This window comes from Halorubrum persicum, assembly GCF_002727125.1.
GTDB classification, from domain to species: domain Archaea; phylum Halobacteriota; class Halobacteria; order Halobacteriales; family Haloferacaceae; genus Halorubrum; species Halorubrum persicum.
This window is the reverse complement of the sequence record NZ_NHOA01000138.1, coordinates 1-12156: the sequence shown is the minus strand read 5'-3', so window position 1 is coordinate 12156 and position 12156 is coordinate 1. Positions and strand designations below refer to the sequence as shown.

General features: G+C 56.2%; 10 protein-coding genes. 8 read left to right on the top strand and 2 right to left on the bottom strand.

What is annotated here, in order from left to right:
* The first annotated feature begins 43 nt into the window (after window positions 1-43).
* From DJ69_RS14745 to DJ69_RS14710, 8 genes are all read left to right on the top strand, one after another.
* On the top strand, window positions 44-1744 hold the full coding sequence (locus DJ69_RS14745) for an ABC transporter substrate-binding protein (protein WP_245851720.1): 1701 nt from the start codon (window positions 44-46) through the stop codon (window positions 1742-1744).
* A gap of 10 nt (window positions 1745-1754) precedes the next feature.
* Window positions 1755-2780, top strand: a complete 1026-nt coding sequence (locus DJ69_RS14740; protein ID WP_099256301.1) for an ABC transporter permease — start codon at window positions 1755-1757, stop codon at window positions 2778-2780.
* Window positions 2777-3691: an ABC transporter permease gene (locus tag DJ69_RS14735; RefSeq protein WP_099256300.1), complete on the top strand. Its 915-nt coding sequence runs from the start codon at window positions 2777-2779 to the stop codon at window positions 3689-3691. Before DJ69_RS14740 ends, DJ69_RS14735 begins: the two co-directional genes overlap by 4 nt.
* Window positions 3691-4803 (top strand): ABC transporter ATP-binding protein, encoded by a 1113-nt coding sequence (locus tag DJ69_RS14730; RefSeq protein WP_099256299.1) that lies wholly within the window; start codon window positions 3691-3693, stop codon window positions 4801-4803. The genes DJ69_RS14735 and DJ69_RS14730 overlap by 1 nt, the downstream gene beginning before the upstream one ends.
* 71 nt (window positions 4804-4874) lie before the next feature.
* Entirely contained in the window at window positions 4875-5939 is a 1065-nt protein-coding gene (locus DJ69_RS14725) for an ABC transporter ATP-binding protein (RefSeq protein WP_245851718.1), read from the top strand.
* 212 nt (window positions 5940-6151) lie between these two features.
* Entirely contained in the window at window positions 6152-8197 is a 2046-nt protein-coding gene (locus tag DJ69_RS14720; protein WP_099256297.1) for a hydantoinase/oxoprolinase family protein, read from the top strand.
* Between the two features lie 8 nt (window positions 8198-8205).
* Entirely contained in the window at window positions 8206-10017 is a 1812-nt protein-coding gene (locus DJ69_RS14715) for a hydantoinase B/oxoprolinase family protein (protein ID WP_099256296.1), read from the top strand.
* Window positions 10014-10358 carry a cupin domain-containing protein gene (locus DJ69_RS14710; protein WP_099256295.1) on the top strand — a complete coding sequence of 115 codons (345 nt, stop codon included), beginning with the start codon at window positions 10014-10016 and terminating at the stop codon, window positions 10356-10358. The genes DJ69_RS14715 and DJ69_RS14710 overlap by 4 nt, the downstream gene beginning before the upstream one ends.
* A 64-nt stretch (window positions 10359-10422) precedes the next feature.
* On the opposite strand, the gene DJ69_RS14705 is transcribed toward DJ69_RS14710, so the two are convergent.
* Both DJ69_RS14705 and DJ69_RS14700 read right to left on the bottom strand, forming a co-directional pair.
* The gene (locus DJ69_RS14705) at window positions 10423-10956 is read right to left on the bottom strand and encodes an Lrp/AsnC family transcriptional regulator (protein ID WP_099256294.1); all 534 of its coding nucleotides are present in this window, start codon (window positions 10954-10956) and stop codon (window positions 10423-10425) included.
* Between the two features lie 224 nt (window positions 10957-11180).
* Window positions 11181-12011: an IS5 family transposase gene (locus DJ69_RS14700; RefSeq protein ID WP_099256316.1), complete on the bottom strand. Its 831-nt coding sequence runs from the start codon at window positions 12009-12011 to the stop codon at window positions 11181-11183.
* Window positions 12012-12156 lie beyond the last annotated feature (145 nt).

Genomic DNA, 12156 nt, shown 5'->3' with positions numbered 1-12156 from the left:
ATGCATTTCGTGTTATCTACCGGTAATATTAATACCCCACATAATGGACGTTGGTGCCATGGGTAAAAGTAACAATACCCGCGTCGACCGTCGCACATTCTTGAAATACAGCGGAGCAGCGAGCATCGGCACAATCTTTGCAGGATGTACCGGTAACCAATCCAGAAACGAAACGACTACTGGTTCGACCGAATCGACGGGTGGTGGATCGGGAACTGGTGACAATACGGATACCGAATTCAACTACGTCACGACCCAGACACCGAGTTCTATAGATCCAATGAAAGGGTCAGACAATCTCGAAACCATTTTCCTCCATAACGTCTACGACCCCCTCCTATACTATACAGATACCACTCCACCCGAACTCAAAAACTGGCTCGCCGAAGACTACTCTATCTCCGAAGACGGTCAGACCTACACGTTCCAACTCCAACCTGATGCCGTCTTCCATAATGACGATCCCGTCACAGCGTCCGACGTGAAATACTCAGTCCAACGAATGATGGACATGCAGCAGGGGTTCTCATGGATGTGGGAAGGCATCCTGTCCCCTGAGAACGTTGAGGTTGTGAACGAAACGACCGTCGAAATGACAACTAATGAGGTATTCGCGCCGTTCCTCTATACGCTTCCTTTCCTCTTCATTGTCAACGAAGAACAAGTCAAAGCGAACGCCACGAGTGACGGCCAGTACGGCGACCACGGTGACTACGGAAGTGCATGGCTCGAAGAGAACGACGCCGGTAGCGGCCCCTACAAATTCTCCTCGCGCGAACGGAAACGAGATATTAGCCTCGAGAAGAACAACGACTGGTGGAGCGAATTCCCGCACGGCCAGAGCGGCTACGAGGCCGTAACCATCGATATGGTTCAAGAGACTGCAACCGCCGCGGGACGCATGCGCGAAGGCGCGGAAATGGCCGACCAGTGGCTTCCCCTCCAGACATATAAGGACCTCGCCAGCGAGGACGGAGTCCGTGTGCACGCCAAAGCGACGTTCAACCCGTTCTACATCTACATGCACACGCAGCGCGAGCCACTCAGCGACATCCATGTCCGTCGCGCCATTTCGTACGCATTCGACTACGAGGCGGCTCTCAACGATATCATGTCTGGTGACTCCGACCACCTCAATGGCCCGCTCCCGAGCGCAATGTGGAGTCACACCGACAACCTCGAAACCTATAGCCAGAACCTCGACCAAGCACAGGCCGAACTCGACAAATCAGATTACACTGCCAGCGACATCGACCTGAACTACACCTATGTTTCTGGCCTGACGGTCGAGCAGAACATGGGTCTGCTACTCCAGTCGAACCTCCAAGAACTCGGGGGTACTGTCTCCGTCAACAAGGCACCATGGTCGAATATCACGGAGATGGCCACGAGCAAGGAGTCCACACCAGACATGCTCGCCGTCTACCTCTCGTTCAGTTATGCGGACCCAGACACATTCCTCTATCCAGCCTGGCACAGTAGCTCCCACGGCTCCTGGACGAGCGCATCTTGGTACCAGAACGATCAGGTTGATCAACTTCTTGAAGACGCTCGGAGAACTATCACTCAAGAGGACCGAATCCCCATCTACGAAGAAGCTCAACAGGTTATTGCTGAGGAGGCGCCTGCGCTGTTCATCATGAACCAGGCGAAAAGGAATGCAATCTCCACGGACATGAGAGGGTTCAAAGACAACGGCATCACTGGGTATCGGCAGACGTACCACCGCTACTACCAGGGCTAAACTACTAACAATGGGATACAGAGACTACCTGATCAAACGCGGACTGTCGACGATTCCGATGTTCTTGGGGTTGTCGGTGCTCATCTTCACGCTCGCCCGTGTTATCCCTGGACGACCAGCACGCCTGGCACTCGGCCCGCGTGCGACCGACGAAGCTGTCCAACAATTGCGCGAACAGATGGGGCTGAACGACCCGATTTGGCAGCAGTATATCGAGTACATGAGGGGTCTCCTGCAGGGTGACCTCGGGCAGTCACTCATCTCTGGACGGAATGTTGCAACCGACCTCCTCGAATACTTCCCAGCGACCTTCGAGCTGACCACCCTTGCGATGCTCATCGCTATCGTCGTCGGCGTTCCGCTGGGGGTCATCGCCGGACAACACAAAGACAAATGGCCAGACAACGCGAGCAGGCTGTTCTCGTTCTTCAACGTCTCCCTTCCCCCGTTCTGGGCGGGCATCCTGCTCCAGTTGTTCATCGCGTTCCAACTGGGCTGGTTACCCGCGACCGGGCGGATCGGTGACGTAAGCCCAGTGCCAGTCGAAACAACGGGTCTGTTACTGGTGGATAGCACCCTCGCAGCAAACAGTGCAGCATTCATCAGCGCCGCACAACATCTCATCCTTCCAGCGATTACCCTCTCGCTGGCCCCGGTGGCAGACATCGCACGGATGACGCGGTCGAGCTTCATCGAAGAGTACGACAAAGATTATGTCGAGGGGCTGCGGACGCACGGCATTCCGAACCGTCTCATCGCGTACAAGTACGTGCTAAGGAAGTCATTCGCGTCCACGCTCACCATCATCGGGCTGGACTACGGCTTCCTGCTCGGCTCCGCCTTCGTCGTCGAGATCGTGTTCTCTTGGCCAGGGATGGCATCCTACGGCGTCGAAGCTATCCTCCAGAAGGACATCAACGCGATGGTCGGTGTCACTCTTGTCGTCGGTGCTGCGTTCCTCATCGTAAACTTCGTCGTCGACATCCTTTACGGATTCTTCGACCCACGAGTTTGGCACGAGGGTGAAAGCGAATGAGTGACACAGAACCCACTACAAGTGACGCCTCGACAAGCACGCTCGCTCGCCAGCTTGAAGATCTCGACCGCGTGGTCTATCGATTCCGGCAGAATCCGATGTCAGTCATCGGCCTTGGAATCATCCTCGCATTCATCCTCATCGCGATATTCGCTCCATGGATTGCACCCTATCCAAGTGATGCGGGATATGCGGGCGAGCCTGCCGTCCACTACGACCAAAAGTTCGAACCACCGAGCGCAGAGCACCTCTTCGGTACTGACCAAGCTGGCCGAGATGTCTTCAGTCGTGTCCTCTTCGGGACACAACTGTCGCTAAAAATTGGGGCGGTCGTACTCGCTGCAGCGGTCTCGATCGGCGTGCCAATCGGTCTGGCAGCTGGCTACTTCGGTGGCAGGATCGGTATGGTGCTCATGCGTATCACCGACGTGTTCTTATCAGTACCACCGCTCGTCCTCGCACTCTCTGTGAGCGTCGCGTTGGAACCGAGCTTAACCAACGCGATGCTTGCCATTGGAGCTGTCTGGTGGCCGTGGTACGCCCGGTTGACGTACGGCGAAGTGCTCTCCGTGAAGAAAGAGACATACGTAGAAGCTAGCCGCGGCGTCGGCGCGTCGTCGGTTCGAACCATCTTCCGGGACATCCTCCCGAACGTGCTCGCGCCCATCACGGTGAAAATGAGCCTCGACATGGGTTACGCGATCCTCGTAGCGTCCGCGCTCGGTTTCCTCGGGCTGGGTGCCCAGCCGCCGACTCCCGAGTGGGGGACGATGGTCAGCCAGGGCCGAGATTACCTGCCCGCCCAATGGTGGTATTCGACGTTCCCCGGGCTAGCCATCTTCCTCATCGTCCTCGGGTTCAACTTCCTTGGTGACGGGCTCCGGGACATGTTCGACGTGGAGGTGCAATAATGACAGACCCAATACTAGACGTTCACGACCTCTCCGTATCGTTCGACACCTACGAAGGCCGCCACGATGTCCTCAATGGCGTCAACTTCACGATCAATGAAGGTGAGACCGTCGCGCTCGTCGGTGAAACCGGCTGCGGCAAATCCGTCACTGCCCGCTCGGTTATGGGGACACTTCCTCGCCCACCAGGCGACATCACGAGCGGCAAAATCCGGTACCACGGCGACAACCTTCTTGCCGACGAGGACGCTCACGAGCAGGTCAAAGGCGACCAGATGAGTATGATATTCCAAGATCCAATGACGTACCTCTCGCCAGTGTACCCAGTTGGCTCCATGATGGCCGACGTCGCTACGTACAGCGGTAGAAAGGACGTATCTTCGTGGGAAATCCTCAAGAGCTTCCTTGGTCACCGCGAGAACGCCGAGGAGATCCGCGAACGCAGCATCGAGTTGTTGGACCGCATGCGTATTCCAGACCCGGAAGGAACATTAGACCGGTATCCAGTCGAACTCTCCGGTGGCATGCGGCAGCGCGTAATCATCGCGATGGCACTCATCAACGAACCTGAGTTCCTCATCGCGGACGAACCGACAACCGCACTCGATGTCACTGTCCAGGACCAGATCCTAGACTTGCTCCGTGAACGCGTGACCGAGCAGAACCTCTCGATGCTGTACATCACGCACAACCTCGGTGTTGCGCGTGAAATAGCCGACCGCATTTGCATCATGTACGCCGGCGAAATCGTCGAGGTCGGTCGGACAGAAGAGATATTCGACGCGCCACTACACCCGTACACGCGTGGCTTACTGGATAGCATTCCGAAGCTGACAGGATTCGAGGGATCTGGAATCGACGGCCAGATCCCCGATTACACTAACCCGCCATCTGGCTGTCGGTTCCACCCGCGGTGTCCCGCTGTGATGAGGGGCACGTGCGATATGGAACCGGTCGAACATTACGCTGTTGGTGAGGATCGGACCGTCGCTTGCCACCTCTACGAGGATGGAATGGAGTTCGAAGAAGCAGCAGCCATCGCGGCTGACGAAGCAACGTACGACAACGAAGAACCACAACCGGCTGAAGCTGGTGTGAGGAGTAAGCAATGAGCACTGACTCGTCGGACCTAGCAGAAACTAGTAGTTCGTCGGCCGGAGACCGGAGGCCGACCCATCGTGCGATGGAGAAATCTGGAGCACCACTGGTGTCCGTTCGTAATCTCAAGAAGTACTATCCGGTCAGTGGGGGGGTGTTCAGTCGGTCGAAGTCCAACGTGAAGGCTGTCGACAGAGTGAGCTTCGACATTTTCCCCGGAGAGACGTTTGCTATCGTCGGTGAGTCCGGGTGTGGGAAGACGACGCTTGGGAAAACGGTCGCTCGACTGTACGAGGCGACGGGTGGCACGATCAAGTTCGACGAACGCGACATCACCGACGTTGACGGGAAGCAGTTGCGGCAGCTGCGCCGTGACATTCAAGTGGTGTACCAGGATCCGTCATCGTCATTGAACCCGCGCCGGCGGATCGGGAACATCATTCGCGAGCCGTTAGATGTCCATAATGTCGGGACGAAGTCAGAGCGCCGCGAGCGAGTCGCGGACCTGCTGGAGATGGTGGATCTGCCCGTCGAGTTCCGGCACCGGCACCCGAGCGCTCTGTCTGGTGGGCAGAAACAGCGCGTCGCGATTGCTCGAGCAATTGCCGTCGAGCCGAAGTTCGTCGTGTTGGACGAACCGACGAGCGCGCTGGACGTTTCCGTGCAGGCGAAGGTCATCTCGTTGCTCGATGACCTGCAAGACGAACTCGGGTTGACATACTTGCTAATCAGTCACGATCTGAGTCTGGTGAAGAACGTTGCCGACCGGATCGGTGTAATGTATCTTGGGAACTTCATGGAGGTCGCGGACAGTCGGGAGTTGTTCGAGAATCCGCTGAATCCATACACGGAGCAGTTGTTGTCAGCCGTTCCCGTGATCGAAAGTCACGAGCGGTCATTGAAGCCGTCGGCTGTCGAAGTACAGGGTGAGACGCCGGATCCCCAGAACCCACCGAGTGGGTGTCCGTTCAATCCACGGTGTCATCATCGGTTTGATGCCTGTGATTCTGTGGAGCCTGAGTTGGTTGAAGTGGAACCCGGCCATTTGACTCGGTGTCTCCACGATCCGGGCGAGAAGCGCAAGGAGGTGATACAGGCTATGCCCAAGGATGTAGCGTTTGAGGACCGGAAGGGAAGTCGCCAAGACTGACAGGAGTATCTGGTCGGTGTGACAGCATTCAGTGTCTGTCATCCCGTGCTGTCACACCAGTTCTTGAAACATTTCACGCACGTGTTGTTCGCCCTGTTGTGTCACCACCTAGGTGTTCGTAGACGATACGTATCTAGTAAAGACCTTTTTGGGTGTAAATACCAAGTATACAATACGATAAGTTTATAGAATTGCACGATTCGATGTGTAGTATGGCAGGGAATACCACTCGAGCCGCGGTCGACATCGGCGGGACATTCACCGACTTCGTCGCTGTCGACGACGGTTCCATGTCCCTCGAGAAAGCGTCCACGACACCATCGAACTTCGCTGACGGCGTCCTTGACGCACTTGAGAAAAGTGACCTCGGCCCCAGCGCAATCGGGCAATTCGTTCACGGTACCACCGTCGTCATCAACGCCATTACCGAACGAAACGGCGAAGACACAGCACTCCTCACGACAGAAGGATTCCAGGATGTTCTCGATATCACCCGCTCAAATCGCCCGGACATGTTCAACTTCCAGTATCAGAAACCGGAGCCCTTCGTCCCACGACGCCATCGCTGGGAGGTCCCCGAGCGGATAGACCAAGCAGGCGATACTGTCTCCCCACTCGATGAGAGTGCCGTCCGGGATGCAGTCCGTGAAATCAAGGCTGATGGCCTTGATACCATCGCAGTCAGCCTTCTCCACAGTTATCAGAACCCAACGCACGAGCAACAAGTCCGTGACCTCATCGCTGACGTTCACCCCGATGCCTACGTTACCCTCTCTCATGATCTCACGAAAGAATACCGTGAGTACGAACGCACCAATACGGCGGTGTTGAACTCCTACGTTCGACCGATCGCCGACAAGTACCTAGACACCCTTGCTGGGCGGCTCAGTAAACGTTCCTTCGACGGCAACACGTACGCGATGAAATCGAACGCCGGAACCGCGAGCTTCGATCAAGCACGCCGCCGCCCCGTTGAGATGGTCGAAAGTGGCCCCGTTGGCGGCGTGTACGGTGCTGCACGTGTCGGCGAACAGATCGGTGAACCGGATGTCGTCAGCTTCGACATGGGCGGCACCACCGCGAAAACCTCGCTTGTTCAGGATGGCAACGTCACTATTGACACCGACTATTGGCTGGAATCGTCGCAACGCGAGGAGGGATACCCGCTCAAGATCCCCGTTGTGGACATCGTCGAAATCGGTGCCGGTGGCGGCTCAATAGCGTGGGTCGACCAGGGCGGGTCAATCAATGTTGGCCCACAATCCTCCGGTGCAGATCCGGGACCCGCATGTTACGGCCGTGGTGGCACGGAATCGACGGTCACGGACGCAAACCTCTTGACTGGTCGGCTCAATCCGGACTACTTCCTCGGCGGCGAGATGACCCTTGATGTCGACGCTGCCCACAACGCGCTCGAACCGCTTGCGGATGAGTTCGGGACCAGTGTTCGCGAAGCCGCACACGGAATTCTCCAGATCGTCAACTCGAATATGGCCAACGCCCTCAAACAAGTCAGTATCCGCCGTGGCCACGATCCACGGGACTTCGTGATGATCGCGAGTGGCGGCGCAGGTCCGCTTCATGCCGCGACACTTGGTCGAGAGCTCGGAGTCAAGAAGACGGTGATCCCACGGGCGCCCGGGCAGTTCTCCGCGTGGGGGATGTTGATGACCGACCTGCGGAAGGATTTCGCGCGGACGAACGTTCGGAACTTCGATCGCGATGCCGCAGCTGACATCGACGCCATCTTCGCGGAAATGGAGGCCGAAGCCTACGATGCGTACGCTTCGGAGGACGTTACTCGCGACGAGATCGAACTTGAGCGGACTGTTGATCTCCGCTACGCCGGACAGGAACACACGGTGAGCACATCAGTCGAAACAGGTGATGTCGACACAGCGGCGATTGAGGCGACGATCGAGCGGTTCCATGACAGACACGAACAGACATTCAACTTCCGCATGGACGACCCGGTCGAAGTCGTGAACCTCCGCCTGACTGCATACGCACCGATGCCGAAACCGGATGTTGACACCCTCACCAATGATGCCCCTCTCGAAGCGGCGATTAAGCGCTCGCGAGAGGTAGACTTCGGGAGTGAGGGAATCCACGATGCTCGCGTCTTCGAACGGGATGCTCTGCCGACGACGGAGCCAATTGAGGGACCAGCGGTCATCGAGGAACCGGCCTGTACGACGCTCGTCCACCCCGACCAGACCGTTGACATCGACGCGTTCGGCAACCTCCACATCTCGTAAAACCACCAATGCAATCTGAAACTGACACCCAAGAGCAGACTGATAGCGTCGATCCGTTCACTCGCGAAGTCATCACGAATGCCCTCCAGAGCGCGGCCGAGGAGATGTTCTTGAATCTCGGTCGCACCGCAAAGTCGAGCGTCATCTACGAGACGCTCGACTATGCTTGTGGCATCACTGATCCGGATGCGAACGTAGTCGCGCAAGCAAACGGAGTTCCCGGGTTCCTCGGCACGCTCAAATTCTGTGTCGCAGATTCTGTCGAGAAATTCGGAAGAGACGGCTTCGAACCCGGAGATGTCGTGTTGTTGAACGATTACCACGGTGGGACTCATCTCAACGATGTCGCGATGGTCGCACCGATCTTCGTCCATGACGAACTCATTGGCTTTGCGGCGTCGAAAGCACACTGGACGGACGTTGGGGGAAAAGACCCTGGATCATGGACAACGGACGCTACCAGTGTTTTTCAGGAAGGCGTCCAATATCCGATGGTCAAACTCTATGAGAACGGTGAATGTAACGACGCTGTCTACGACATCGTCGTGGCTAACACTCGAATGCCGGACATCACCCGGGGAGACATGCAAGCTCAGAAGTCGTCGATGGACGTCGGTGCGAAACGCGTCGTTGATGTCTTCAACCGCTACGGCACCGACGCCGTCCAACAGGCGATCGAAGACGAGTTCGACGCCGGCGAACAGCTTGTCCGCGAGGAAATCCGAACTCTCCCGAACGGGACGTATACTGCAGAAGATTACCTAGATGACGACGGCATCTCAGACGACCCGGTTCATGTCGAGGTTGAGGTCACAATTCGCGATGAGACGATCGAACTTGACTACACGGGTACCGACCCCGAGACGGAGGGGCCAATTAATTCGCCGTACGCTGCGTCCGTCAGCGATATTCGAGCGTTCTTCCAAGCAGTCACGCTCCCACAGGCAGAGACCAACGAGGGGTTCTTCCGGCCACTCGAGATTACCATCCCTGAAGGGACAGTTCTGAACGCGACGAAACCAGCGGCAATCGGGACTGACTGGGAAGGGTCCGCGATGGCTGCAGACCTCCCCTGGAAGGCGCTCGCTCCCCACCTTCCTGACCGCTTGTCCGCTGGCCACTTCTTGAGCGTCTGTGCGACAATCGTCGGTGGCCATGACGACCGTCGCGATGAGGATTTCCTCGTTGTGGAGCCACAGCCGGGTGGCTGGGGTGCCAGTCCTGGCAAGGACGCCGCCGACGTCTTGGTGTGTTCAGGAGACGGTGATACGCTCGAGATGCCCGTGGAAGTGATGGAAACTCGCTTCCCATTGCTCTTCGACACCTTCGCTCTTGATACGCCACAGGAGGCAGGCCATGGCGAGTTCCGGGGTGGAACCGGGCTGGTCCAGGATTATCGGATGTACAACGCGTCTGACGGATTCATTACTGCTGGCTTCGGACGGTCGAAGTTCCCACCATGGGGTATCGAAGGCGGCCAAGACGGAGACGGGAATCACATCGAGATCATCCGTGACGACGACGGAAGCATCGAACAATACAGTAATCTCACAAACCACGAACTCGACGAAGGTGATGTCGCACGGCTCGTCACAAGTGCCGGTGGTGGATGGGGAGATCCCTACGACCGCGACCCTGACCGAGTTCTCGAGGATTATCGCGATGGCTACATTACCAGGGAAATTGCCCGGGAACAGTATGGAGTCGCTATTATGCAGTCGGGGGAATTGGATGTGACTAAGACCGAGACGCTCCGTGATTGCCAACTGGACACAGCGGGTGCAACGAGCAACGGTTCGAGCCGAGGTGACTCTCAATGACGGCCGATGATGTCGGATTAACGGATCTTAAATCAGTATGGGAGAACAGCGCGGGTAGCCCGCTAACGCTGTTTGAGGCATCTGATCCTGAAGCAGAGACGGGATCGTATGTCATCCAGTCAGGTGAGCGTGTCCCTGAAGAGGGGTGGACGAGCCACGATGGGGATGAACTGTCCGTGATTCTCGAAGGAGACGTTACGCTGGTTACTCGAGATACAGAGTACACCGTCTCGGAAGAGACATTGTCCGTAATCCCGGCCGATGTTGAACATTACAGCATCAACGAAACTGATTCTCCGACGAAGTTAGTGTATACTGTGATTGGGGGCTCTGAGAAGTAACCGCCGGTTTTCGCCGGCAGAGCATCCACAAACTGGCCGCTATCGGGACGGCCTTCGCCGTGAGCTATTCAGTTCCCCCGCTGAGTGTCTTGTGCCAGGCCTTGTGTGTCTTCGTTACAGGAATAGTCTCGTATTGGCCGACCGCGTCGTGGTCTTGGAGCAGCGAACGAAGGAAGGTATTGATGTCGGAAAGTGAGGCGTGCCAGACGCGAAGAAGGAGGTCGTATTGGCCCATGTACTCTCCAATCTCGTAGATGAGCTCTTCGTGTTTAATCTCCTCTAGGAATTCTTCGAGCGTTTCAGTGTCGACATCGGAATTCAGTGTAACGAACACGTCGGCGTACGCGAGATCTGCTTCTTGAAGGACGAGAACGCCGAGGACATCGATGAGTCCTTTCTCTTCTAGGTTCTTCCGACGTCGGCGTGCTGCAGTTCTGGAAAGTCCAACGCGTTCACCGAGCTCGGTGTCGGACATTCGCCCGTCTTCGTTGAGAGCTTTATAAATTCGGTAGTCGGTTTCATCCAGGTGTTTTTTCAGGATTTGTTTGACCTTGTCGTTGTTCAACCGCTCGTTGGGGGGGGTAGCCTGTGGGGCCATTAGATAGCTATTTCAACCCGAAGAAAGTGTAGTTGTCGGTCAAACCGTGATTAGTCGGGTTTCGCTTCGGGCTAGTATGAGAAATCCACCCTGAAAAAATAGATTTGAGAACTCTCCAAAGGAGTGAATCAGTATCCTGTGTGCGCTTTTGTGTAGCACATTGTTAATTCCAGAGAGTTGCTTTGGCGGCACGGGCCTTTTTTAGACGCTCGAATTCACGTGGTTCAGGTGGTGAGAGACTGCTCGATGTTTCTGATGGCGGCCTTTAGGACGATCTCTCGAAACTGACCAAACCACGTTCTGGCTTTAATCGTCGAGCCGAATCGCTTGCGCAGCGCGAAAAATATCGATTCGACAATAGACCGTCGATGGTACGTTTCATCATCAATTCGAGCATTGTGAGCGGCATCAAGCGAGTAGAATTCACGGTGCTTGATCACCGGTCTGATGCCTTCTTTACGCAGCATATGACGGAGTTCGTCCCAGTCAAAGCCTTTGTCGGCGACTACAGTTCCTAGCTGTTCGAGATTTCTCGTGAGGATCTGCCACGCAATCTGTGTGTCGTGTGGAAGGTTCTTTGAGCAGTGAACGTCGAGGATTGCTCTCGTCGAACAATCCACGAGAAGCGTGGTTTTAACCGACTCAAACGTGCCTTTGACACGCTTCGCGTAGTTGTGGCTGGACGAACGATGAGCGAGGCTGGTGGAGTCGATGGCCTGAATCTCTCCAGTATCAAATAGATTCACCGACAGCCGCAACAGCACTCGCCAGACGCGCATCTTCAGCGCTTGCTTCCGAGCACAAACCGTGGTGAAATCCGGCAACTCTTCGACCGACAGCCCGAGTTTCTCCACGATATCAGGCATTTCACGGAGGAGATCGAGGAGTCGCCGGTACGGAAGGTCGAGGTATTCGCGGAGTCCGTGGAGAGTGATGATCACCCAGTCAGCGTAGCCACCTTCCCCTTTCTTGACAGGCTGATTTCCGTCACTCCCGACAGCTTTTTGAGACAAAGCCATACATCGGTCGGTGAAGCGGGCGAGTTTCGAAGGCACATCGAACTTTGCTCGCTTCACTTCCTCGAGATCCCGCCGTTCAGGCAATATTCTTAGCGTCTAAACAAGGCCGGCGGCACGTTTAAGCGCTTCTCGTCCGGGGTTGGGGTTAGAAGTTCTCACCTGAGTTGGAACGCTCGGAGAT